This window comes from Paenibacillus sp. GCM10027629, from assembly GCF_042676425.1.
In the GTDB taxonomy this organism is placed as follows: Bacteria; Bacillota; Bacilli; order Paenibacillales; family Paenibacillaceae; genus Paenibacillus_K; species Paenibacillus_K terrigena.
Map to the genome: position 1 here is coordinate 1 of NZ_JBHTGZ010000005.1, position 25393 is coordinate 25393.

The window sequence follows — 25393 nt, forward strand, 5'->3', positions numbered from 1 at the left end:
ATCTTCAAATCTAAATTGAATTTTGACAAAAAAACTGCACCTCCAATTGCTAGATGGTGTCTAACAATTGGGGTGCAGTTCAGTTTTAACTGGAGGCTGCTTTCATGCGTTCTTCTTTTACCGTTGTTGCCGTAGGCACCGTCTTTGGAACATCGATGCGGATATTCCGCTGTGCCTTTCTCTGATGCAGATTATTCCGCAAGAGCGCGAAAATAATGAGCAGCGTCCCATAGAATTCGTACATACTGACCTGATACCCTTGAAACGCCATAATGACGAAGGTCGTAATCGGAACGAAATTGATAAATAAGATACCGTTGAGCGGAGATAACAGTTTAATCCCTTGATTCCAGCAGAGTAGAGCAGCCAGACCTGGCAACAGGATCATGAATGCCATCTCGTACTTAATCGAGAAAATTGTGTGTAAGGTCGGCACCGGAAGTGCACCCGAGATCGATGCTGCCGATACGACGATGAGAGACACTGCGCTTCCCAGCAAGCAAGTGAGCGTGGAATAACGTAGAATCGACCAGTCTTTGAATCGGGTTCCGCCCATCGAGTAGATAACCCATCCCATAACACCTGTAAAGACCAGAAGCAATGGGAATAGGTGCTGTCCAGCCATCAAGAAGAAGTCTAGTTTACCGTTCGTGATGACTAGTAGTGCCCCCGCGAGCGCAATCACAACACTGACGAGCGTGAATTTATTCGGCGCTTTGCGCGTCGTGAGCCAGAGGACCATGATTGAGATCATCGGCATCATCACTTCCATAATGGAGGCGGCGATGGTGCCGGCTTCCCCCATCAGCTGTTGTCCGAGGAAAACGCCCATATTATAGACCGTAAAGGCCATCGTTCCAAAGAACAATAAGGCCTTGCCCCTGCCCTCCAGACGAAATGCTGCACGCCCTTCTTTCATCCACAGCATGACGCTGAGTATGATGGCAACGACGAAATAACGGATGAACGAGAAATAGAATGGATCAATTTGCTGCAATGCCACATGTGCGACGGGAAACATCGCCCCCCATGACATACTTGCGATCAAGCACAGGATGGACCCGATGATGGTTTGTTTTTTAAGCATGATGTCTGACTCTCTCCCTTAATCTCTCTCTAACATAGAACTGCCATTTTTTTGTCTAAACTCATCATAGGAGAGGAAAGATGGATAGTAAAATGATTGAAAATAAAGTTTGGCATCATTTATAATGATACCTAGCAAAAGTCATAGACATCCGGGAGAGTAGAGGCGAGGATACATTGGAGTTCAATGATTTGAGAATTTTTCAGACGGTTGCTGTCCATGGGAGTATTAGCAAAGCTGCATTGGAGCTCAATTATGTGCAATCCAATGTAACAGCGAGAATCAAGCTGCTGGAGAAGGAACTGCGGACGCCGCTGTTCTATCGACATAAACGAGGAATGATTCTGAATCCGGAAGGCAAGCGATTGCTCGAGCATTCGCGGGAGATACTGTCGGGCGTGGAAGCGATGGTACGTTCGTTCGAAGATACATCGAGCCCTTCGGGGATTCTAGAGATTGGCATCGTGGAGACGGTGAATGCCCTGCCAGGTATTCTATCCGCTTACTATAACAAGTACCCCCAAGTGGAATTATCGTTAAAAGCCGGGGTGACCGACCAATTATTGCAAAATGTGATCGATATGAAGCTCGACGGCGCTTTCGTATCAGGCCCGATTCGGCATCCGTTCATTGAGCAGGTGGAGGTTATGCAAGAACAGCTCGTACTTGTCTCCAAAAGCCCCGCTTTCTCCATTGAAGAACTGACGAAGAGGCCGTTATTGCTGTACAATAAAGGCTGCGGTTATCGCGAGAAGCTGGAGAGCTGGATGAAAGCGGAGGGAATTATTCCGAAGCATATTATGGAGTTCGGCACGTTCGGGACGATTATCGGCAGCGTCGCTGCAGGCATAGGCATTACCATCTTTCCGGAATCCTCGGTGACCGATCTAGCGGCAAGTGGCACGGTGTATTGTCATCGCATACCTGAGCCTTTTCGCGAGATTACAACGATTTTCATTCGACGCAAAGATTCCTATGTCACGAGTACCTTGCAATGCTTCATGGATGAAATTGTAGCCCGAACGACATGAGAATAAGTCAGATCAATACGTATGTGAGGGGAAGGTTGTAAGGCATGAATGCTAGCTGGAAAAAACAGCTGGATGAGCACCGCGGCAAGCGCAAGGAAGAAATCATTGACGCGGCGGAGGCATTGTTCATGGAACAAGAGCTGACGAGAGTGACGATGAAGGATATCGTAGAGCGGTGCGGGTTCAGCCGAGTCACGTTATATAAATATTTCAAATCGATCGATGAGATTATCTTCGAGGTGCAAATTCGGATCCTGTTACGGTTCAAGGCGGATCTGGAGGAGACGGTTCACAGCGCATCGAGCGGGTTCTTGAAATTCCGCGCCATGTTCGATCATTTGTTGGAGAATTTTGAAGAGAATAGGAACCGGAACCGGTTCATTGGCATGTTTGATTTTAATTTCCGTGACAGCTATCCAACGCCGGAATTGGAGCAGCGCTACCGCAGCTTCCTGCACAGCGGCAAAGGCCCGTTTGCCGAATGGCTGGAGGAAGGGCAGCAGGACGGCTCCATTCGTCAAGATATTTCGGTCGATGTATGCACAGCGATGATTAGTAATGTGATGAATGCGACGATGCATCGCATCGCCATTCGCGGCGACATCTTGCACCAAGATCAGCGCGTCGATCCAGCGTTAGTACTGCGTGAAATGACGACCATGATCCTCGCCTACTTACAACCGAATCGATAGGACATGGAACGTAATTTAATATTACACTCCTGATTCGGCTAATAGCTCGTAGAATCCTATGGATTTTACGGGCTATTTATTTTGGAGTGTTTGGATAATTATTCATTTACAGGAAATGATAACTTCGAAATTTCAACAAGCGGTACAGACGGCTAATTGTTAAAGCGAGGTTAATGGGATGTTCAAAAATATTTTCGGAGTACTTCAAAAAGTCGGTAAAGCACTGATGCTTCCGGTAGCGATATTGCCAGCCGCGGGGATCCTGCTTGCACTGGGAAATGTATTGCATAATCCGTCATTGCTGGAATGGATTCCTGCCCTTGATAATGACACTGTTCGAGGGGTTTCAGCTGTTATGGAGCAGGCGGGCGGCATCATATTCGATAATTTATCATTGCTGTTCGCGGTGGGGGTCGCGATTGGTCTTGCCGGCGGCGATGGTGTTGCCGGTTTAGCGGCGATTATTGGATATCTCGTGATGAATGTGACGATGAAACTCATCATTGGTATCACACCAGAAATGGTCAAAACAAATTTGTCGTATGCCAACGTGTTGGGGATTAGTACGCTGCAGACCGGGGTATTCGGGGGAATCATCGTCGGCATACTGGCAGCAGCGCTGTATAAGAGGTTCTTTACGATCGAGCTTCCTTCCTATTTGGGATTTTTTGCAGGTAAACGATTTGTTCCGATTATTACAGCGGCATCCTCTCTGCTACTCGGGATCATCATGGTTTTTATATGGCCACCGATTCAAGGGGGCTTAAATGCATTCTCCCACAGTATGATTGATAAAAATCAGACTTTGGCGGCATTCGTATTCGGGGTTATTGAACGATCGCTCATTCCTTTTGGATTGCACCACATTTTCTATTCGCCGTTCTGGTTCGAGTTCGGTCAATATGTGAATAAAGCCGGGGAACTCGTCCGCGGGGATCAGAAGATCTTCTTCGCCCAATTATCAGATGGTGTGAAGTTAACAGCAGGTACGTTCATGGTCGGGAAATTTCCGTTCATGATGTTCGGATTACCGGCAGCAGCGTTAGCGATGTACCATGAAGCAAGACCTGAGCATAAGAAATTGGTAGCAGGGATGATGGGCTCCGCAGCACTGACGTCCTTCCTGACAGGAATTACGGAACCGTTAGAGTTCTCCTTCTTATTCGTTGCACCCCTGCTTTTCGCGGTACATGCGTTATTCGCGGGATTGTCGTTCATGACGATGCAATTGTTGAATGTGAAAATAGGGATGACCTTCTCGGGCGGCGTCATCGACTTCTTGCTGTTTGGTGTGCTGCCGAATCGTACGCGTTGGTGGTTAGTTATCGTGGTTGGTCTTATACTGGCGGTCATTTACTATTTTGGCTTCCGGTTTGCTATTCGTGCCTTTAATCTAAGGACTCCGGGCAGAGAAGAAGTTACCCGAGAAAGAGGAACGGTTCGTGCAAAGGATGCGGATGAACTGCCCCGCGATATTCTGACAGCACTCGGCGGTCAAGAGAACATCACGTCGCTAGATGCATGTATTACGCGGCTGCGCGTGACTGTGAAGAGCTCAGCAGATGTGAATAAAAGTCAGTTGAAGGAGCTAGGGGCTTCTGGCGTATTAGAGGTCGGTAATAATATTCAAGCGATCTTCGGTCCGAAATCGGACATTCTGAAGACAAAAATTAGCGAGATCATTACACGAGACAGTATGGAGCTGGAAGCATCGAAGGATGTTGTGAAGGATACAGAGAAACCTAGCGATAAATGATAATAGTACCAAGGTGCGGCATTTGCCAAGTGACCAGGTCGAAGTGCAAAAGAGTTGAGCAGGGATTATCCTGCTCAACTCTTTTTTTTACAAAAAGTTAACAAGCCGTTAACGTGTCCCAAATAAAAGTCAGGTAACATGAACACCATTAACACGTTGTTAATGGTTATTAACATAATGTAAACATATTGTGAGAGGAGTCTGAATAAGCCATATGAAGAACGATTTAATGCAGCGTGTCAATTTCCGAGAGTTAGGCGGTTATAAATCATCAAACGGGAAGAAGGTGAGATCCCATCGACTGTTCCGTTCCGGTGAAATGTCTGAGCTGACTTCCGAGGATGTGGCTTATCTTGAGTCAATCGGCCTTTCGTTTATTTGCGATTTGCGCTCTGAGGAGGAGCAGCGGGAGAAGCCGAATCCGAGAATCACGGGAGTATCGAATTTGAGCAATCCTGCCATGGGCGGCGCTGTGGCGATGCAGGATCTGAGTGATTTTTTCAAATCGCTAGGGGTGAATGGAGCATCCGCTCAAGATCCTCTGCTAGAAGCTTACAGACAGTTCGTCTCGGATCCGAAGTCCCGGCAGGCCTATCGGCAATTGATCGGCTCGATCCTCGAAGCAGAGGGCGAGCCTATATTGTGGCATTGTACGGCGGGCAAAGATCGTACCGGGTTTGCGGCAGCTATCCTGCTGCTAATTCTGGATGTACCGATGGAGACCATCATGGAGGACTACCTGATGACAGCTCTCTATCGCCAAGAGGCGAACGCGAAGATCATCGATCAGCTTCGTCACGTGGTGCAGAACGAGGAACATCTGTCGCTCATTCGTTCTTTACTAGGCGTGAAGCCGGAATATCTGCAAGCTTCGGTCACAGAGATGCAGCGCGTCTATGGATCGATAGAGAATTATTTAACGGAAGGCCTTGGTATCTCTCAAACGGATCGTGAACAATTACAAGCCTGGTATTTAACTGAAATCGAAGACGAAGCGTAGGGGGAAGCATAGATGAAAGTTTCTATGAAAACAGCGCTCTCCTTTGGACTCGGGAGCCTCGGTCAGAATATGCTCTATGCCCTGATGGTCAGTTATTTGTTAATGTTCTACACGGATTACCTGGGAATCGCCGCAGCCGCGGCCGGGGCACTGCTGTTGATCGTACGATTGGTGGATGCCTTCGTCGATCCGTTGTTCGGGGTGTTCATGGATAATACCCAGACGCGTTGGGGCAAATTCCGTCCTTACCTGCTGTTCGCACCGATTGTGCTGACGGTCTTAACCGTATTTCTTTTCTTTCAGCCGAATCTGAGTGATCAAGGCAAGCTTATCTATGCTTTCGTGACATATGCGGCGTGGAGCTTAGCGTATACGGTGCTAGATGTCCCCTATTGGTCGATGACCGCGGTCATTACCGATGATCCGCAGCAGCGGACCAAAGTGGTCGTCATTCCGCGGATTATGGCCATTGTCGGCGCCATTGCTTCCAGCGCCTTAACTTTACCTTTAGTCAAAGCGACAGGCTCTTGGGTTGTTCCGGCACTGTTGTTCAGCGGCGCTTGTATGCTGTGTATGTGGGTGACGTTTTTCACCGTCAAAGAGAATGTTCATGTCCCACGAACGGATAAGTTCAAGGTTGCTGATGCGTGGCAGATGTTGCGCCAAAATACGCCGCTGCTGATCATTCTGTTCTCCTTGTTGATCGGCGACATGACGATGAACCTTCGGAGCGCTTTCTCGATTTATTATTTCAAATATGTGCTGCAAGCAGAGCATCTTGTTCCGATCTATACCATAGTAGGCATCGTTCCTATTCTGCTCGGCGCCGTTCTCTCGACATGGGTCGCAAGGAAAATCGGCAAGAAAAAAACGGCCATAATAGGCAACGTTGGATTCGGGGTGATGCACATCCTTTTGTTCTTCGCAGGCCACAACGTCGCGATGTTGTTCGTCTTCTCGAGCCTTGGCACATTAGCCTTCGGCATTGGAGCCATCGCGATGTCCTCGATGCTCGCCGATACGGTGGAGTATGGGGAATGGAAAACGGGAGACCGTGCGGAAGCAACGATCTTCTCGACCAATACGTTCCGTTCCAAATTTGCGGATGCGATTGGTGGTTCCATCGGCGCCTTTGCTCTTGCGTTAACGGGTTATGTACCGAACCACGTACAAGCTGCTGGGACTGTGACATCAATCAGTTTGTTTTTCAGCGTCATTCCGGGGATTCTGATGGTCTTGGCAGCACTACCATTCCTCAAATATGAGCTGACCGAGGAGTTCTATGCGCGGATTTTGGGTGAAATTAAGCTGCGCCGGGAAACCAAAGAACAACAGCAAGCTACGGTGCAGGTGAAAGGAGAGTCGGTACATGTCTAATCGGGAAATGATGCGAGCCAAGCCGTTCCATCTGCAGGAAGAGGATATCGATTGGGTCTTGCAAACGTTAGGAGCGATGACGCTCGAAGCCAAGGTCGGGCAATTGTTCTGCATGCACGGCATGACGGAGCAGCGGGAGGTGCTTGATCAAATGCTGACGGGCATCCAGCCCGGAGGGGTTATGTTCCGCCCTCAATCGAAGGAGAGCATTCGCGAAACCCACCGCTATCTACAAGCAAAGTCCAACATTCCGCTTCTGCTCGCAGCGAATTTAGAGAGTGGCGGAAGCGGGATTGTTACAGAGGGCACGGTATTCGCGAATCCCATGCAAATTGCGGCCACGGATGACATCGAAACGGCTGAGCGGCTTGGCGTTGTCGCGGCGCGGGAAGGCGCTGCGGTCGGGTGCAATTGGTCGTTCGCGCCGGTCGTGGATATTGATATGAATTTCCGGAACCCGATCACAAATGTTCGGACGTATGGATCGGACCCGAAGGTGGTATCTGATATGTCCAGGACGTATGTGAAGGTGCTGCAAGAGCATGGCTTAGCCGCCTCGATCAAGCATTTTCCGGGGGATGGGGTCGATGATCGCGATCAGCACCTCCTCACGGCGGTCAACACATTATCGGTGGAGGAATGGGATGCCACGTTCGGTCAGGTATACCTCGATTTAATTGATGCGGGCGCCAAGACCGTCATGGCAGGACATATTCGCCTGCCGGCGTATTCGAAGCAATTGAACCCAGCGCTGGGCGATCAGGATGTGATGCCGGCGACGCTCGCCCCGGAGCTGCTGAATGGGCTGCTGAGGGAACGGCTGGGCTTCAATGGGCTGATCGTATCCGACTCGACGATGATGGCTGGGTTCACGATGGCGGCCAAGCGGGAGTGGGCGGTGCCGATGTGCATTGCGGCGGGCTGCGATATGTTCCTCTTCAATCGGGACGTCCGTGAGGATATCGGTTATATGTTCCAAGGTATCCGAACGGGCTTGTTATCACTTGAGCGGGTAGACGAGGCAGTAACGCGGATTCTAGCTTTGAAAGCCTCTTTAGGTTTACATTTGCAAGATCGCGAGGCGTTGGTGCCGACGGATGATGCCAACGTGAATATAGGCTGTAACGAACATCAAGCTTGGGCGGCGGAAGCCGCGAACAAGGCCGTAACGCTCGTGAAGGACACCGAGGGGCTGCTGCCGCTCGATCCGCGGAAGACGAAGCGGGTACTGCTCGTGCCGATCGAGCCGAAATCTTATAAGCTAGCGGAGGAAGGCTTCTATTCTTCCTCGATCACGGAGCCGTTTGCTAGGCTGCTAAGCGAGGAGGGCTTCGAGGTGACGGTTTTCGAACCGGGGACGAACCCTTACGCCGCCTTTATGGAGGGAGCGGGAGCGGTCCGGCAGAGAGCGGACTTGGTGATTTATACTGCCAATCTCCCGAGTGCTAACCTGAAGCCTACGCTTCGCTTAGAGTGGTCGGAACCTTTTAATGAGAATCTACCCTGGTTCCTGCACGAGCTGCCAACCGTATTCGTATCTTTCGCGAACCCGTACCATCTGTATGATCTTCCGAGAGTGCCGGTCTATGTGAATGCATACTTAGCCAGCGAGCATACGGTAAGGGCTGTCGTGAACAAGCTCGTCGGAGCATCTAGCTTCGAAGGTAGAAGCCCCGTGGATCCCTTCTGCGGTAGCTGGGACGCTCGGTTCTAACATAGCGCATAACAAAAACGACCTTTCCTAGATTCATCTAGAGAAGGTCGTTTTATTTATCGTGATGCTTGTCCTAAGAACTAGGCTTACGCTTTGTTCGAAGAACCGAACTCACGCATTTTACCGATAACTGTAGCTTTGATTGCGTCACGTCCAGGAACCAAGAATTTACGTGGATCGAATGCTTCGCTGTCTGCTGCAAGGACTTCACGAACTTTTTTCGTGAACTCGATTTGGTTCTCTGTGTTCACGTTGATTTTTGCAGTACCCAAGGAGATAGATTTTTTGATTTGATCTGTTGGGATGCCTGTTCCGCCATGAAGTACCAATGGAAGTTGAGTCGATTTGCAGATCTCTCCCATTTCTTTGAATCCAAGGTTTGGTTCGCCTTTGTAAGGACCATGAACAGAACCAAGAGCTGGAGCTAGGCAATCGATACCTGTAAGCTTAACAAGCTCAGCGCATTCTGCAGGGTCAGCGTAGATAACACCGTCAGCGACAACATCATCTTCTTGACCGCCAACTGTACCAAGCTCAGCTTCTACAGAAACGCCTTTGCTGTGTGCATATTCAACAACTTTTTTCGTTGTTTCAACGTTCTCAGCAAATGGGTGGTGGGAAGCATCGATCATAACAGATGTGAAGCCAGCATCGATCGCAGCTTTACATTTGTCGAAGCTTGAACCATGGTCCAAGTGAGTCGCAACAGGAACCGTGATTTTCATTTCTTCGATTAGTGCCGCAACCATAGCAGTTACAACTTTGAAGCCGCCCATATGACGAGCTGCGCCTTCAGATACACCAAGGATTACTGGAGATTTCTCTTCTTCTGCTGCAGCAAGAATCGCTTGCGTCCACTCCAAGTTGTTGATGTTGAATTGACCAACCGCATAGCCTTCTTTAAGCGCTTTGTTGAGCATGTCTTTCATTGATTCTAATGCCATGATAAATCCTCCTAAGTATGGTTTCTATTTACTGTTAAGGGTTCCTTGCCAGATAAGAGCGTGACAAGAAATGCAGCCGTAAGCAATACTCTCCGCTACAGAATAACAGTATATCACTTAAGTTAATATAAATTAACTCACGCATGTTAATTATTATTTTACCATAAATATGTTTTAATTCCTCTGGAAAATGTGTGCGGAACCTATTATTTAATTCAAGAATGCATCAGGATTCATCAATTTTTGCAAAATATTCATTTTTGTACGTATTGGACTGCATCCGACACTCATATATCACTTGTAACATTTTCCAGGTCAGCTCCGTTTAACATAAAAGATGCATTCACCTGTTAGAGGGAGAGGGAATATTTAGGATGAGTATGAAAAATAGAATTGCGTTGTTTATCGTAACGTTTGTGCTAGCCTTTCAGTTTAATGGATCATTGGCCTTCGCTGGGGATGCTTTAATCAAAAAATCAATGGTTGAAGCGTTCGATCAAGCGGTTATCATTCCTTATCACTATCAAGGGAAAGCGTTTATTAACGGAGCAAAAAGAGATGTGTATGGTGACCACCATATCGTAAAACATAACTCCCGCATCATGGTACCGATCCGGTTGATGAGTTATTTGGCTTCGGAGATCGAAGACGACAGGAGCGAGTGGCAAGCCATCTGGCAGGCGCAAAAACCGAAAGAAGTGTTGCTCAAAAATGAAAAGTTACATAAAACAATACAATTTACGGTAAACAATAAAACGATGCTGGTGAATAATAAATCTATCAAGATGGATGTTGCGCCGCAAATGGTGAATGGACAGATCGTATTGCCGCTCCGAAGCGCATCTGAGGCGCTAGGCGCGCATATTGACTGGTTGGATGGACTAATTGTGATCAGCCATGAACCGATCGATTTGCAGCACCCTGAGACAAAGGCGATCAAAGGTCGTATTTTGGCAGAGTTAGAAGACTCTCGCAAGCCGATTTCTTATCCTAATAAGTCGATCGATTTATTGTCTAAATTCGGGAAAAAATTGTATTTCGTCCGCACGGCGTATGGAGAGAGGGAACACACGTATACCTTGTTCGAGCGTATGGAAGGGGAAAGTAAGGAGAAGCAGGTTCAATTGCCAGGCAAGCCGATCTTGTCTTATGCTAAAGTAGTAGGCGACCAGCTTATTTTTATATCGTTAGAGAAAGATCAAGGAACGATATATGCCTATGACCTGGCAAAGAACCTCATCAGCAAAATCGCCCCCATCGGACAATGGGATAAGCAAGAAGGATGGCTCAGCGATGTTCGTTACCTGGATCAGGCATGGTATGTTACGCTGCATTATGGGGATTTGACCATGGGCTACGAGTCGATTTATAAAGTTGAGAATGGTGCATTGCGAGAGTTAGCCAGCGGGAAGAATTTCGTTACATTTGAGAAGTATGGCGAATACTTATACGCTGAGGATTTTCATTTTATGACAGGCAGTACCCGCAATATTGCGAAGATCGACATGAAGACAGGTCAATCCACGGCAATCGGCCAACCTGATTATACGTATGGCGTCTATCGTGAGGTCACGGATCAGGGCACAAGTATGAACTATAGCCAGTCGTCGTTATATGTGATGGATGATTATCTGTATACGATAGGTTACAAGGAGAGCGACCCGAAGGACAAAGGCGGGGTTTATAAAATAAATCTGAAAGACCAAAGTCAGACGAAGCTTACAAGTGCAACGAATCAATTCTGGTTGATCGACGATAAAATCTATTATATCGATGCCGCTTCAGGTACATTCAAGATGCTGGATACCACTAAAGGTGTTGTAAAGACGATCATAGACCAGAAAGTATTGAATGTGCGCCTGCATCAAGGCAGCTTCTATTATACGGTGAATGGGAAAGCCATAGCATATAACGCGGGTGTGTTATACGAATACCAGATTGCATCCGGGCAGAACAAAAAACGTTCTGAACATGCCGTCAGCGCTTATTATCTTGGAAAGTCTGCGACGTATTACACGCTTGACGGCTACGAACCGGGTTTGTACCGCATCAATCCGGATGGCAGCTCAACGCGCCTTGTCGTAGGGAATATTCGGCAAGTGATCGTGACTGAGGATGGTGTCGCGTATATGTTGACGTACAAGGAAGGCATTTATAGTGTGAAATAAGTATGTATGACAACAAAGCCTCCATGACAGTCAAATGTCAGAGAGGCTTTTTTTGCTGGGCGGACCTATCGATTATTAAGGATCTAGTGATAAATTATGGATACTAAGAAGGGCTTTTTTGGTATGTTGGGGATGTAACCTTTGAGGATGTTAACGGCACTATGATATAGAGATAGATGAAAGGAGCGGTGCGCATGCTTGAATACATCGAAGAAGCGAAACGGGGGGAACAACAGGCCTTCGAACAAATCGTCAAGCACTATACTGAGATGGCGAATGCGGTAGCCTATGAGAAGCTTCATGATTTTCAGCTCGCAGAAGACGTGGTGCAAGAGGCATTCACAGAAGCTTACCTACATATCGACAAGCTGAGGACACCGGCAGCATTTCCGGGCTGGTTCAAAGCGATCGTGGAACGGCAATGCTATCGGATGCTGCGGAGGAAGAAGCATTCTGTGGTGCCTTACGAAGATGTGGCGCAATCGGCTGTTTCGCAGCTCAATGTAACCGAATTAATGGAGCGAAGAGAACTGCAGCAAATGGTTCATCATACTATATCGTCATTAACTTCGAATATGCGGATTGCTGTACAATTGTTTTATTTTCAAGGCTATTCGATCCCGGAGATCTCTGGGTTCCTGAACGTATCGGTCCCGGTGCTCAAGAAGCGGCTGTACGATGCTCGGCGCAAACTGAAGCAGGCGCTGCCCGTAGCCGATCTGATCTCCGTATTCAACCATCTGTACGAAGGAGGAGAAGGAATGCTTCATATTGTTAATGGCGACCACGTAGCAGAGAAGCTGCGGCAAGGGGTTGTACAAGGGGATATTCTCGTCTGGCGAGAAGTATATCCGCATGGTCCGGTGTTCACCAATCCTGCTGAGACGGAACATCGTATGTTTCGGGCGACTTATTTGGAGGAGACAATCGGGGTACCGCGACTTGAGTTTATTCAAGGTAGTGAGGCGCAAGAGAAGACGCTCGCGGATTGTCATAAATATAAGGACATCGTATTATGGTTCGAGCATGATTTGTTCGATCAGGCTATGCTGGCTTATCTGCTCGACTGGTTCTCAAGACAGTCGCTGCCAGGGACTACGCTGAATTTGTTATGTATCGGCAGTTATCCAGGCATTGAGCTCTTCCGGGGACTTGGACAGCTCTCGCCGGAACAGTTAAGCACGATCTCGGGAACGTGGAGAACGATCCGTACGGAGGAATTAGAGCTAGGCAGTGCATTATGGCAGGCCTATACCTCGCCGAATCCAGCGCAGCTTCAGCAATTGCTCAGCACGGATACGTCAGCTCTTCCATTCGCGCAGGACGCATTCAAGCATCATCTTGCCCAGTTTCCTTCGACCTTTAATGGGCTGGGTATTGTAGAGCAGACCACGCTTGCGAAGCTGCAAGCGGGTACCCAATTCACGCATGACCTCTTCAAGCATGTCGGGAATCAGCTTCATGTCCTCGGGATGGGAGATTTGCAATATGGACATATCCTTAGGCGTATGACGCAAGGTTCGCATCCGCTGATTGAGCTTCATGGTGCCGAAGAAATCCTTGCCAATAACGGTGCCTACATGTCCCTGCAGAATTGTGAAGTCTTGATGACACCATTCGGTAAGCGCGTCATGGAGGGACAAGAGGATTGGGTCACACGGAATGGAATCGATGAATGGTATGGCGGCGTGCATTTGCAAGGTCATGATCCAGAATGGCGCTGGGATACAGTGGGACAACGGATCGTGCGCCGACCATAACCAAGCGTGGCCGTTCTAAACAGAAGAGAATGTTCAGAACGGCCACTTTTTAGATATGTTCTCTAATTTGTATTCGATTGCGTGTGCTCTACAATTCCCTCGATGATCTGATCCCAATCCCTGTAGTGGAGTTCATGCCCAGAACCTTCAAGGGTGAGCAGAACGGCGCCAGGGATATTGTTCGCTAGTGCGATCCCATGTGCATAAGGAATGATCGGATCCTCCGTGCCGTGAATGACGAGCGTAGGGACGTTGATCTCGCCGGTTCGCCGCAGATACCCTTCGCCGCCTGTGACCATGCCGTGATTATTCATGCTGTCAAATCGGTGGCTCCGACGTAGCTCATCTTGTGCCAATTGACGAACACGAGGTTCATCGAACGGATGCTTAGACCCTGTAAGAATTCTCCATTTCTCGACTGTAAACTCGACAACCTCCTGTTCATTTGTCCAGTCGATGGCTCCGGCATTCGCGAAAAAATTCATCACCTTCTCTTCCATTGGAGGGAGATCTGGAGCGAAATTCGATGTGGAGAGGAGTGTCGCCGCTAGCATTCTCTCAGGATGTCGCAGCGCCAGAATCTGAGTCAGCAAGCCACCCATCGACATGCCAACGATGTGTGCTTGCGCAATACCATAGGCATCCAAGATACGAATCGCATCATCCGCAATATCTTCGAACGTGTATCCCGGCTGCCCCAGCTCGTAGACGGTGGAGCGTCCGACATCTCGGTTATCGTAGCGTATGACATAATGACCTGTATCCGCTAGGCGTTCGCAGAACGCTTCTTCCCACCATACCATCGAGGCTTGGGCGCCCATAATCAGCAAAATCGCTGGTTTAGCAGCATCTCCGAAGCACTCCGTACATAGTTCAATGCCATCTATTTGTAATAATTGTTCTCTCATTGTGAGATTCCTCCAATACGATATAAAATCAAAAAAACACAGGCCAGCTGCCTGTGTCTACAGTAATCGAATAAAGGAGAATAGAACGGACGCCTCACGGGTTCACATAAGGAGGAACAACAATAGTACGTGACCATTCGTTATCCGATCCCTGGGTGGAACAGTAAGGGTTCATTTATTTTCACATAACTTATTTGGGTTACCTTTCAGGCACACCATTCTCCGATTACTATATACACAATATAGCTATTAGCCGCTATTCCATTCCTTGTGCAAAGACATCGAAAAATTAGTTAGCCACACGTAACCCTCCATTCGGTTCAATTGAGTTCATCCTAGCATAGGTAAAATTTTGCTGTCAACGCATTTTTTTGCTTGCATTTTCAAACTTGATTATAGAGAATCTGCTCGTTCTCAGGTTCTTTGTACCTGCTCCGATATAGTTTTTATGCATCTTATGACACAATTCGACAATAATTCTAGTAATCGATTGCTATAATAGTCTAATCGTGCATAATTCTATCTACCTATGTGCTAATTCATTGGGGTCAGGAGTGGTGTGAAGTATGAAGAAATGGGCAGGAATGTTGTTGGGTTTATTGCTAGCGGTTACTTTGTCTTTTCCAAGCTCTTCATTTGCGGAAGAAGGAAATAAGTTCACAGATGTTAGTGGTACTTTCTGGGCGCAGGATGAAATCAGCAGTATGGCTCAGCTGGGACTGGTGAAAGGCTATTCTGATAATACCTTTAAGCCTAATAATACTGTGACGCGAGAGGAATTTGCTGCGCTTATTACGCGGGCTTTTTATTTGGATTTGCCTGATGGGAGTACGCCGGGAACTTTTGTTGATGTTACGAAATCGAGATGGTCCTATACAGCGATAGAGGCATCCAAAGATTTCATCACAGGTTATTATCCACCTTCGGGCAAGGCTTTTTTTGACCCGACAGGAAAAGCGACTCGGGAGGATGTTGCAGTAGCACTTGTGAAGACGTTGGGCTATAAGACAGACGACTTGAAGGATAAAGAAATTTTAAGTCGTTTTTTCGATGAAGATGATATTTCCCCTAACATGCGTACATATGTGGCTCTAGCTGTAGAGAAAAAGTTGATAAATGGATACAACACAGGAACATTTAAACCTGCACAGGCGGTTACACGGGCAGAGTCTGCAGCGCTACTGTACCGAGTAATTAAGGGTGCAGCAGGAGATAGTCAGCAAACACTTACGCTGAATGTTGAGGTTCCTGAGACGACATCGTCGCCGACATTTTATATCACAGGTGATGTGACCAATGGGGCCGAGGTGCTTATTAATAATCAAAAGGCTGAGGTTGATCAAGGTCAATTTCGTGTTGGGTTCCGATTGAAAGAAGAAGGTAGCTACAAATATACCGTGTCAGCACGACTACCTGGCGGTAAGACACAGTCTGTAACAAAGACAATAAAGTTTGAGAAGGGTGCACCTACTTTAGATGTCAAAGGGGTACCGGAGAAAACGGATAAACAATCCATTACAGTGTCTTGGACGGTTAAAGATGAGAACGATTCATCTCCAGTCGTCTACTTAAACGATGAGAAGCAATACGGTTCTTCTGCGACGGTTAGTCTTAAGGAGGGCGATAATGAAATTACTGTTGTCGTTCAGAATAGCGCTGGGAAATCAGCTAAAGTTGTCAAACACGTTGTTTTCCAAGGCGATGGTCCGGTTTTGAATGTGTTTGATGTTCCGGCATCATCGGATAAAGAGACATTGAAAATAAGCTGGACCGTACAAGATAAAAACGATAGTTCCCCAAAGGTGTATCTGAATGGAGAACAGCAGTACGGTACGAGTACAACAATTACGCTTAAAGAAGGAACAAATACGTTATTATTTAAAGCTGTGAACAAGATGGGCAAATCAACGGAAGTAACGAAAACGGTCGTATTGACTGGAGGAGCTCCTGTTCTGACTGTAGACCCATTACCAGAGTCAACGATCAATAATTCTATACGCGTAAACTGGAGTGTTAAGGATCAAAATGACAGTTCTCCAAAAGTGTATGTTAATGAAGAACAAGCATATGGCAGCAGTATGACTGTCTCATTAAAGCCAGGACTAAATAAGATAACAGTTAAAGCGGTTAACAAGTTAGGAAAGATTGCAGAAGTTTCGAAGAACGTTTCCTTTGCAAGTAATGGTCCGACATTAACTGTTGGTGACATTCCACAGACGACAGGCAAAAGATCATTGCAGATTAGTTGGACGGTGTCGGACACTAATGACAGCTCTCCTAAAGTATATGTTAACGACGAGCAGAGTTATGGTAGGAGTACAACCATATCCTTGACGACGGGAACCAATACAATTAAGATCAGAGCGGTTAACAATCTTGGTAAAACAACGGAAGAGACACGTACAATCGTATTTGAGCCTCAGGGCCCGAATCTAGTCTTAGGATATACACCGGAAACAACTTCTTCAGAGACGATTACGCTCTCTTGGACAGTAAGTGACGACAACGATGACTCTCCTAAGGTGTATGTGAATGATAAAATGGTCTACTATAGCACCAGCATGGACGTAAAACTGACTTCTGGTGTTAATACGTTCAAAATCGTTGCTAGCAACAAGCTTGGGAAAACAACGGAAGTGACTTGCACGGTCACGTATACTCCATCTCTACCACAACAATAAACATTTGCAAATGACCGGATCAGTTGATGCTGCTCCGGTCTTCTCATGACAGAGTATCCAAGTAATTCAATCAACGAAAGCGAGGTGAAATCATGAATTCATATACGCTTATCCATAAAGACAACCTCACGGACAACGAGTTGTCCCAAATCCTTCGAGTATGGGAAGCCTCAGTCCGTGCAACGCACCATTTTCTGGCGGAGGAAGATATCGTATCGCTCATCCCGTTTGTACAGAGCGGCGTACCCCAGGTGGAACATGTTATCTGTGTCGAAGACCAGCAGCAGGAGATTCAGGCCTTCATGGGGATTCACGGGGATAAGATCGAGATGTTGTTCGTTGACCCCGAGCTACGAGGGAAGGGCATAGGGAAGAAGCTCATCACATATGCATTTGATGACATGAATGTGAATTACGTAGATGTAAATGAACAGAATCCACAAGCTGTAGGATTCTATGAACACGTCGGATTCGAAGTCTATGAACGGTCGGAACTCGATGATCAAGGCAATTCCTTTCCGATTCTACGAATGAAAAAGGCTCGAACTGCCCATCGTTAGGCGGTTACGAGCCTTTTGGTTGCTTATCGATCTAGCTCCAATGGCAGAAAAGCGTAGTCCCCGTCCCTCAGGATCGCACATTTGCGAACAGGAACAGGAGTTTTGAATAGAGGCCCATCGATAACGGTCGTATGGAACTCTCCACCTTCCCCACAGGGATCAATCCCGCGATCCACAAGCTCTTGTACATAATCGAGTGTTAGAACGCGCCCCAGATCGTCTTCGGTCATGCCGAGTGAACAGTTGACCGTCACAATGATCGTAACGAATCCAAGTCCGATGAACGTCTCGACCGATTCGCGGTGATTCATTTCCCACAGCGGCATGCCAAGCTTCATGCCTGCATTCTGCGTTACTTTATCATGCCAGCAGCCGTGCTCCGGCATATCCAGATCGCCCGTGACTAACGCTTCAGCCCCGTGCCGTTTAGCGGTCGCTAAGAGCTCCATATAGTTCGCTTCATAATCTGCCCAGCTCGAAGCGGCTGTAAATACAGGTAGACCGATCGATTCCGCTTGGGCCTGAATGACTTCAGGCGGCATGCCATGGGACCTCGATCGCTCTCCTTTTTCCTCCAGCATGACGATGAGCCCCACGGCTTCTCCGACCTGCATGGCCTGATACAACGCTAGGACACTATCCTTCCCTCCGCTAAAAGAAGCGATAAACTTGCGCCCGTGCGCACCGGTTTTCCAATCAACGACTTCTGTCATACATATCGCTCCCCCTCGGTTATTTCGAACTTCTATTCTATCATTTTACTCGATTTATTTTGAATGTTTTGTTGGATATAATGAAGTTATATTGAAGGGTCGAAGAAGAAGCACACGAAAACGTCTTAGGAGATGAATCATAATGACCAAATCGATCGTAGAGAAATTGAATTTACATAAATACGAGCAAGTTGCTGTATTGTACAAGCCCGAAGGAAGCGATTATCTGACGGAGTTGAACGGCTATGATACAACGTTAACCGAAGGTGCTGCGTATGATCTTATTTTTGCCTTTGTGCTGGATATGGAATCGTTACGGTCCTTGATGCATCGGGTTATTGAACACCAGCATCTAAAGCCGGGCGGTTATCTGTTCGCGGCGTATCCGAAGAAAGGCAATAAAGTCTATCCGACCTTCATTCACCGTGATGAGCTGTTAGGTGGGCTTGACAGTGATGAGAATGGTTATGTTGGGACAAGCTCCATTAAATTTGCTCGTATGGTGGGCTTGGACGATGTGTTCACGGTTGTCGGGTTCAAAGAGGACGCGAAGGGCAAGAGCAAGGCAGATCAGCCGTCTACGAAATCCAGCCAGCGGGTAGATGATTATATTGCCTTGATTCCAGAGATCGAAAAGGATTTGGCGGATATGCCGGAGCTGCTTGCCATCTATCAAGCTCTGACGCCAGGGTACCGTAAAGACTGGGCACGTTATGTATACAGCGCAAAGCAGGAGGAGACCAAGGCAGCTCGGCGCGAGGAGATGAAGATGATTCTTCAGGCAGGTTACAAAAGCCGGGAGTTATATCGGAAAGATCAATCCAATTAAATGAATGGAGGGCATCCATCTAAGGGTGCCCTTTCTCGTCGCTAGATCGAGAACCAATACACGTATTGTTTATGTACTAACGTAAACCCTGCCTTCAAGGCGGTTCGCCACGAACCGTTATTCGATTCCATGCAGTTCCAATGGGGGATCCAACCCTTTCGTATACATGCATCTGCAAAACGTACCGTCAGTTGATGAGCAAGTCCTTGTCGTTGATGTGTCGCTAACGTCTCAATATCAATGGGGAGCATCTTATTGTAATAAGCCGTACCTACGACGACTGCGACAATTTCCTCCCCGTGTAATGCGGCATAAGCTAGCCCTTTACTGAGAAAAGCTTCATTAGAACCCCAAGCCCCTAAGATCCGCTTACTTATCATAATGCTGTTCGTGATCTGCCCGGCACTCATCCGTTCCAAAAATGCTCCGTCAACGTTGTGAATCGTATACGGTCCATAGTTATTCGTTCGTTCCTCTGCAGCTACAGTAGATTTTTGGTAGGTGTGCTCGTATTCCCAATCCACTTTCACATGTGAGAATAACGCAAGAATGGCTTTTTCGGCTTCAGGATCGGCAACAGAAAATTCAAAATAATGGTCTCCGAGTTCTCTCAATTGAGCGAATAATTCGTTATCAAGGAAACTTTTGAACTGTGCATAAGTCTGCTGCTGCTCAGGTTTCCCTAAGATACAGAACCCACCTACGGATGAGGAGTACACCAATGCAAGTGTAGGTTGTTCAAGATCATCGACCCATACGTCACCCTTGCATTCTCCAGCTATAATACCTGAGAAGCTAGGATTCGTTTTACTTCCAATAGCTCCTAATTGATCTATTTCCAGTCTGTCGACTCTGATCATCCCGGCCACAACTCCTTCCAATAGGTTGTTATGAAGTCATTATAAGGGATGATGAAGCCGCTTGACAGCAGTAAGCGCATTTCAGGCGGCTTCGATAAGGAGCAGCTGAATTGAAAGGTTAGAAGACTATGCGGAACTTACGAACGTTATACGTTATGAAGCTTACGGGTCTTGCGAATTTTGCGGAGCTTGCGAATTCCACGGAACTTATGAACTTTACGGATTTTATGAACCTTACGAACCTTGGAGACTTTCGGGGCTTTAGACATATTTAGTTTGTTGCAGGCGTGGCTTGCAATTCGTACCATTTCCTGTTGATTGTGTTCGGATTGATCCTGAACGAATAGTTCATTCATAGCGATAAAAGCTTCTTTTAGAACGGTTAAGCCATGTTGGTAAGCCGGGGAATGGCGGTCTTCATAGTAGAGCTCGGCACTTCGTGTGCAAGCGTGTCTCAGTTTTTTGGATGCATTGCGGTAAACCGAGTGCTTGCTTTTCTGCCAAGACTTTATGATACGCAACGCGTTCTTATATAAGATGATACTATCCCAAGGTGCACAAATGGACAATATGCTTAATTCGGGATCCTCAAATCCATGGGACTCATAAACGAACTTCAGGTTCTCATCTGGCCAATCGGAATTGCGGTAGGATTGAGGATGCTGCTGGTGATATCCGATTATTTCCTGGATACTGACGAAGTTATAGCCCGTGCGATGGAGCCGATAGCCGAGCTCCCAATCCTCGAGCCCATATTTTTGGAATTTATCGTTGAATCCGCCTACTTGCAAGAAGACCTTTTTAGGTAGGGACATATTACGGGTTACGGATAGGAGCCAGGGGGATACGTCCGTTGAGCAGTATTGAACTTTGCCGACATCATCGATATCCCAAGGCATAATGATGCTATCGAGCGGAATTGTTTGGTTCCGAACATGGTCCTGCGTGACTAAATCAATGGTATCAGTTGTGTTGAAGTAATGTTCGCTCCATAAGCCGCTAGGTTTTAGAATATGGGCCGCTGCGACCTTCTCCTGTTCAGAAAAGTCAGCATGTATTTGCGTGTAGACATTTCTCCACATGTTAGGTATACCGGAAGCAATGAGTGGTTTCTCTTCATGATACTTTGCATGAACGCTAATAAAATCCGGGGTAACCAAAAAATCGGGGTCGCAGAAAATGATGTAATCCTCTTTGGCGGCTGCGACACCAACATTCCGTGCCATGGATCTACCTGATGTGTGGCTCAGCGAGGTGAAGAGAAGTCGATACGGCGCTTGAGCTTGATACTGATTAAGCCGTTCCAATGTGTTGTCGACCGAACCATCGTTGACAACGATCACTTCGAATTGGTCCAGCGGATAAGTCTGTTTCTCAAAAGCAGTCAAGGTCAGCATTAACTGATATGACCTATTATACGTAGGAATGATTACGCTAAATCTCATAGGGACAGATCTCCTCCGTCTATTCGTGGATATATTCATTGTATACGTGAGTAATCTGCCCTGCGATGGACAAATAACCATTTCTGCAATAAAAAGGGATTCGCCTATTGCTCTAGCATGATGATTAGGAGAAAGTGTCATTGAACAAAAAAGCAAAGAGGCAGGATGGATTCCTGCCTCTTGTTATGCTGCAAATATAAGTTAGAATACGCGCCTTGCGGTAACGAACCGTTTCTTCCATTGCCCTTCGAAAGCTTCCATATGGACACCTTGTTCCTTCGAATACGTATGAAGAATTTGATTGTTCCCGGCATAGATGGCAACATGTCCAATGTCCAGCTTGCGTGCTGTGAAGAACAGCAAGTCGCCTACGCGTAGGTCATCGAGCTTAACTTCCTTGCCGACCTTCGCTTGATCATAGGACACGCGAGGGAGGTCAATCGATAACGTATCTCCGAAGACACGCTTCACGAACGAGGAGCAGTCGAAGGTCTTTGTCTGGTCGGACGAAGCCCCGAACACGTATGGTGCACCTAGATATTTCATGCCGGTTGCGATCAGCTCGCTGCCTTGCTTCTGGATTAAGGCAGGGCTGGTGTAATCCGTATATTTGGGCTTGGCCGATATGTACCCGTTCCCGGTATTCTTCGTCTGGACTTCCAGCCAGAGGGCATCCACCTCACGGATGACATGGACCTTCTCACCAGCGGGCAGTAATCCTAAGGCGTTGGAATCATTCTGTGAATTGGGTGACGTTCGCAGATTGACGCCTTGCAGAATTGAGGTCTCATATTTGACAGCGGATGTGATCCAGACGGACTTGGTGCTTGGATCCCACTTGACGGTGCTTCCGAGCGCCTCACTGATGAAGCGTAACGGTACCAAGGTATACCCGTTCGTAATTTGACCAGGGACGGATATATGCAGGGTCTGTCCATTCAGATTGGCCGTCTGATCCCCTATCCGGTAAGTAAGCGTTGTGTTCCCTTTCGTTGCCGTAACCGTCTTGCTGGCGTTATTCCAAGAAAGCTTGGCACCTTGAACTTCGAATAGTCCGCGCATTGGTACGAGAGCCGATCCGTTTACGACGACTGGGGGTGTCTCTGGTTGAAGCTGGCGACCATCCATATAGATCGATACGGCCTTGGTTGTCGTTTGTTCTTGCGGAGCTGCTGCTGCATGCGTTGGGGCTGAATAGAGAAGCGAAGCGGCTAGCAGCATGAGGAGTGTATAGTTGTTCTTCTTCATTTGTCATCACCTTGTTGATAGATTTGTACTCTATCATTGGACGACAATTAGCCGAATTTGTTATGTGGTAAATGTTGTAATACTCTGCTTACACCGTACCCGCATCCCCTAGATCGCCAGTCTTCGCGGCCTCTTTCTCCATAAATGCCATATGCTGAAATCCCCACCCGCACATATCCGCGAGCACGGAGCTTAACGTCTTCCCATGATCGGACAAATAATATTCCACCTTGGGTGGGATTTCTTGATACACCTGACGCACGATGAGTCCGTCACGTTCCATCTCACGCAGCTGATTGGTTAGCATGCCTTGAGTGATGTTCGGGAGCAGGCGTCTTAATTCCCCGAATCGTTTGGTGCCCTCATGCAGCAGAATAAACAGGATGAGCGGCTTCCATTTTCCTCCGATCACTTGTAGTGTCGCCATAATTCCCTGTGTCGTGCGCGGGTCTCGTAATCCCTCTTTCATGCTCCAAGTCCTCCCTATCCGTTCGAATCATTTCTTTAGCGTTACTATATCAGAGTATCTGGATTCACGACAGTACGATGATTTATGGTACATAGTATGATTTTCCGTACTATCGGGATCAACATGATGCAGCGTCTAGAGTACGTTCAACAGGACTTAGTATGGAAAAAGAGCGTACTTAACAAAAGCAAGTTTCTACTCAATAATGGGGGTGTAATCGCGATTCGAAAAACAACGTGAAAGGTTGATAAATAATGAAAACGATGGTTATTATCGCACATCCCCATTTAAATACATCCCGTGCCAATCTGGCTTTTAAGCATGAATTGGAGCAACATGCAGACATTGATGTCCGCGATCTTTATCAGGAGTACCCCAATTGGGAGATCGATGTGGAGCGAGAGCAGCGGCTGCTCCTGCAATATGACCGAATTGTATTTCAGTTCCCATTCTATTGGTACAGCTGTCCACCTCTTCTGAAAAAATGGTTCGACGACGTACTGACATTTGGTTGGGCTTTTGGTCCAGGGGGAGAACATCTGAAAGGCAAGGAGTTCATGGTGGCTACGACGGCAGGAGGAACGGAGAGCGCGTATCGTTCAGGAGGTGAGAACTGGTTCACGATTAGCGAACTATTACGACCAATCCAGCGCACACTGACGAAGTGTAACGGCACATTCCTGCCTGCGTTTGTCACCTATAATGCAAATGCAGGCACGGATGACTATATCGTACAAGAGGCGAGGAAATATGTTAAGCACATCCAAGCGACAATGCTTGTGCTCGTCCATTAAGTGCTTATTTACTTGTGCGCAAGAATGTTAATGAGCTTGCCGAAGGGATCGCGAACGTAGAAGCGGCGTACGCCCCAAGGCTCATCTGCGGGACCATATTCAATTGGAAATCCGGATTCCTTCATGCGCGCATACGCTTCATCGACATCATCCACTTCGATCGATAGATCCGGTGTAGGTGTATTGGATCCGCCTTGTGCAGCGAAGCTGATCTGAATCCCCATCTCGTCCTGCGATCCATACGTTGCAATCCAGCCATGATCCATGAGCAATTCAAGCCCGAGTATATCGTGGTAGAAGGATTTGGCGAGCGCAATGTCTGGCGTGGCAATATTCGTAACAATTCGGCTGACCTTCATAGGAATCTCCTCCAGTGGATCGTAATTTTCCATAGTATACCAGAAGATAGTATCCATACGACAGCGTTCTAGTGTTGCGAAATTCTGGCCGGATATAGAATAATAGATCACATATATCAATGCGTAGGGAAATGGAGACTGGAGACATGATTCGCAAGCTATCGCAGGATGAGCTGGATACGTTATTACACACTTTTGAGAGGGAACAGCATTTTCTCTATTATTCTTACTTAACGAATCGCAGACAGCACACTGTTCATTATGGGCAGTTCACAGATGGAGGCGAGCTGCTTGGCGTTTTGGCATACTTTACGGGATTATCGTTCAACGCCTTTTCCGTATACCTTGTGCAGGAGTCCTTTCGAATTCAATCGATGTTGCCTTTCATGCAGCAGGAGCTTCAACAGCTGGAGGATGCCGTCGGCAACTTTATCCTCACGGAGGAGGAGATGGGGCTGCTCGCTCCTCAGCTCACATTCGTTAGGCCTCCGAAGCCGCTGCTGCTTATGAAGCATACCGATAGAGAAGCGATGCCGTCGGAGGATCAACATGTCATGCGTCTTGGAGCAGGCGATTATGAGCGGATCGAGTCGAGGTTGGCAGCGCTGAATACGATGGCCTTCTCCCGCGAAGAGCTGAAGTACCCATTCTTCGGCGTGATGGATGAGCAGGAACTGATTGCAGTGGGCGGGTATCATGTCTACAGTGAGGATTATGTCGAGCTCGGGAACATCGGTACGGATATCTCGAGGCGAAGACAGGGGCTGGGCAGACGGATCTGTACCGAGCTGACGAGGCAGGGGAGAGCCATCTCGCCGCATGTGTATTTGAATGTGCTGGAAGACAATACAGCCGCTGTTCAACTCTACCGCTCGCTTGGTTATGAAGTGATCTGTAAGCAGTACATTGCTGAATTTGCTATTTGATGCAGGTGAAATAGCTAGAGCCGATCATATGGATGATCGGCTCTAGCTTGTGTTGCTATGTTTGTGACGATT

General features: G+C 47.4%; 22 protein-coding genes. 13 read left to right on the forward strand and 9 right to left on the reverse strand.

Going from position 1 to position 25393, the window contains the following annotated elements; genetic code table 11:
* Window positions 1–85: 85 nt before the first annotated feature.
* Window positions 86–1087 (reverse strand): DMT family transporter, encoded by a 1002-nt coding sequence (locus ACFQZR_RS05930; RefSeq protein ID WP_379343864.1) that lies wholly within the window; start codon window positions 1085–1087, stop codon window positions 86–88.
* A gap of 176 nt (window positions 1088–1263) precedes the next feature.
* On the opposite strand from ACFQZR_RS05930, the gene ACFQZR_RS05935 reads away from it, so the two are divergent.
* The 6 genes from ACFQZR_RS05935 (at window position 1264) to ACFQZR_RS05960 (ending at window position 8657) form a co-directional block, all read left to right on the forward strand.
* The gene (locus ACFQZR_RS05935) at window positions 1264–2118 is read left to right on the forward strand and encodes a LysR family transcriptional regulator (RefSeq protein ID WP_379343866.1); all 855 of its coding nucleotides are present in this window, start codon (window positions 1264–1266) and stop codon (window positions 2116–2118) included.
* A gap of 44 nt (window positions 2119–2162) precedes the next feature.
* A complete protein-coding gene (locus ACFQZR_RS05940; RefSeq protein ID WP_379343868.1) occupies window positions 2163–2810 on the forward strand; it encodes a TetR/AcrR family transcriptional regulator in 648 nt (215 codons plus the stop codon).
* 178 nt (window positions 2811–2988) lie between these two features.
* Complete coding sequence (ptsG, locus tag ACFQZR_RS05945) at window positions 2989–4566, forward strand: glucose-specific PTS transporter subunit IIBC (RefSeq protein WP_379343870.1); 1578 nt, start codon at window positions 2989–2991, stop codon at window positions 4564–4566.
* 214 nt (window positions 4567–4780) lie between these two features.
* Window positions 4781–5566 (forward strand): tyrosine-protein phosphatase, encoded by a 786-nt coding sequence (locus tag ACFQZR_RS05950; protein ID WP_379343872.1) that lies wholly within the window; start codon window positions 4781–4783, stop codon window positions 5564–5566.
* Between the two features lie 12 nt (window positions 5567–5578).
* Entirely contained in the window at window positions 5579–6943 is a 1365-nt protein-coding gene (locus ACFQZR_RS05955; RefSeq protein ID WP_379343875.1) for an MFS transporter, read from the forward strand.
* A complete protein-coding gene (locus ACFQZR_RS05960) occupies window positions 6936–8657 on the forward strand; it encodes a glycoside hydrolase family 3 protein (RefSeq protein WP_379343877.1) in 1722 nt (573 codons plus the stop codon). Before ACFQZR_RS05955 ends, ACFQZR_RS05960 begins: the two co-directional genes overlap by 8 nt.
* An 86-nt stretch (window positions 8658–8743) precedes the next feature.
* Here ACFQZR_RS05960 and ACFQZR_RS05965 read toward each other — a convergent pair whose 3' ends face one another.
* The gene (locus tag ACFQZR_RS05965; protein WP_018754357.1) at window positions 8744–9601 is read right to left on the reverse strand and encodes a class II fructose-bisphosphate aldolase; all 858 of its coding nucleotides are present in this window, start codon (window positions 9599–9601) and stop codon (window positions 8744–8746) included.
* Between the two features lie 380 nt (window positions 9602–9981).
* Here ACFQZR_RS05965 and ACFQZR_RS05970 point away from each other — a divergent pair, with 380 nt between their 5' ends.
* Together ACFQZR_RS05970 and ACFQZR_RS05975 are read left to right on the forward strand one after the other, a co-directional pair.
* Window positions 9982–11769 carry a stalk domain-containing protein gene (locus ACFQZR_RS05970; RefSeq protein WP_379343880.1) on the forward strand — a complete coding sequence of 596 codons (1788 nt, stop codon included), beginning with the start codon at window positions 9982–9984 and terminating at the stop codon, window positions 11767–11769.
* Window positions 11770–11963: 194 nt separating this feature from the next.
* Window positions 11964–13529: a sigma-70 family RNA polymerase sigma factor gene (locus ACFQZR_RS05975; RefSeq protein WP_379343882.1), complete on the forward strand. Its 1566-nt coding sequence runs from the start codon at window positions 11964–11966 to the stop codon at window positions 13527–13529.
* Window positions 13530–13591: 62 nt separating this feature from the next.
* Here ACFQZR_RS05975 and mle read toward each other — a convergent pair whose 3' ends face one another.
* A complete protein-coding gene (gene mle / locus ACFQZR_RS05980; RefSeq protein ID WP_379343884.1) occupies window positions 13592–14437 on the reverse strand; it encodes an alpha/beta fold macrolide esterase in 846 nt (281 codons plus the stop codon).
* Between the two features lie 566 nt (window positions 14438–15003).
* Here mle and ACFQZR_RS05985 point away from each other — a divergent pair.
* Together ACFQZR_RS05985 and ACFQZR_RS05990 are read left to right on the forward strand one after the other, a co-directional pair.
* Window positions 15004–17118, forward strand: a complete 2115-nt coding sequence (locus ACFQZR_RS05985; protein ID WP_379343886.1) for an S-layer homology domain-containing protein — start codon at window positions 15004–15006, stop codon at window positions 17116–17118.
* A gap of 92 nt (window positions 17119–17210) precedes the next feature.
* Window positions 17211–17678, forward strand: a complete 468-nt coding sequence (locus ACFQZR_RS05990; RefSeq protein WP_379343888.1) for an acetyltransferase — start codon at window positions 17211–17213, stop codon at window positions 17676–17678.
* Window positions 17679–17701: 23 nt separating this feature from the next.
* Here ACFQZR_RS05990 and ACFQZR_RS05995 read toward each other — a convergent pair whose 3' ends face one another.
* Complete coding sequence (locus ACFQZR_RS05995; protein WP_379343890.1) at window positions 17702–18391, reverse strand: Dph6-related ATP pyrophosphatase; 690 nt, start codon at window positions 18389–18391, stop codon at window positions 17702–17704.
* A gap of 142 nt (window positions 18392–18533) precedes the next feature.
* Between ACFQZR_RS05995 and ACFQZR_RS06000 the strand changes: the two genes are divergently transcribed.
* On the forward strand, window positions 18534–19220 hold the full coding sequence (locus ACFQZR_RS06000; protein WP_379343892.1) for a YdeI/OmpD-associated family protein: 687 nt from the start codon (window positions 18534–18536) through the stop codon (window positions 19218–19220).
* Between the two features lie 41 nt (window positions 19221–19261).
* On the opposite strand, the gene ACFQZR_RS06005 is transcribed toward ACFQZR_RS06000, so the two are convergent.
* The 4 genes from ACFQZR_RS06005 to ACFQZR_RS06020 form a co-directional block, all read right to left on the reverse strand.
* A complete protein-coding gene (locus tag ACFQZR_RS06005; RefSeq protein ID WP_379343894.1) occupies window positions 19262–20080 on the reverse strand; it encodes a GNAT family N-acetyltransferase in 819 nt (272 codons plus the stop codon).
* 146 nt (window positions 20081–20226) lie between these two features.
* Window positions 20227–21525, reverse strand: a complete 1299-nt coding sequence (locus ACFQZR_RS06010) for a glycosyltransferase (RefSeq protein WP_379343896.1) — start codon at window positions 21523–21525, stop codon at window positions 20227–20229.
* 201 nt (window positions 21526–21726) lie between these two features.
* Complete coding sequence (locus ACFQZR_RS06015; protein ID WP_379343898.1) at window positions 21727–22773, reverse strand: stalk domain-containing protein; 1047 nt, start codon at window positions 22771–22773, stop codon at window positions 21727–21729.
* A gap of 88 nt (window positions 22774–22861) precedes the next feature.
* Entirely contained in the window at window positions 22862–23242 is a 381-nt protein-coding gene (locus ACFQZR_RS06020) for a winged helix-turn-helix transcriptional regulator (RefSeq protein WP_379343900.1), read from the reverse strand.
* A 254-nt stretch (window positions 23243–23496) separates the two neighbouring features.
* On the opposite strand from ACFQZR_RS06020, the gene ACFQZR_RS06025 reads away from it, so the two are divergent.
* Window positions 23497–24036 (forward strand): NAD(P)H-dependent oxidoreductase, encoded by a 540-nt coding sequence (locus ACFQZR_RS06025; RefSeq protein WP_379343902.1) that lies wholly within the window; start codon window positions 23497–23499, stop codon window positions 24034–24036.
* 8 nt (window positions 24037–24044) lie between these two features.
* On the opposite strand, the gene ACFQZR_RS06030 is transcribed toward ACFQZR_RS06025, so the two are convergent.
* On the reverse strand, window positions 24045–24395 hold the full coding sequence (locus tag ACFQZR_RS06030; protein ID WP_379343904.1) for a VOC family protein: 351 nt from the start codon (window positions 24393–24395) through the stop codon (window positions 24045–24047).
* A 146-nt stretch (window positions 24396–24541) separates the two neighbouring features.
* Between ACFQZR_RS06030 and ACFQZR_RS06035 the strand changes: the two genes are divergently transcribed.
* Window positions 24542–25321, forward strand: a complete 780-nt coding sequence (locus ACFQZR_RS06035) for a GNAT family N-acetyltransferase (RefSeq protein ID WP_379343906.1) — start codon at window positions 24542–24544, stop codon at window positions 25319–25321.
* Window positions 25322–25393: the final 72 nt, after the last annotated feature.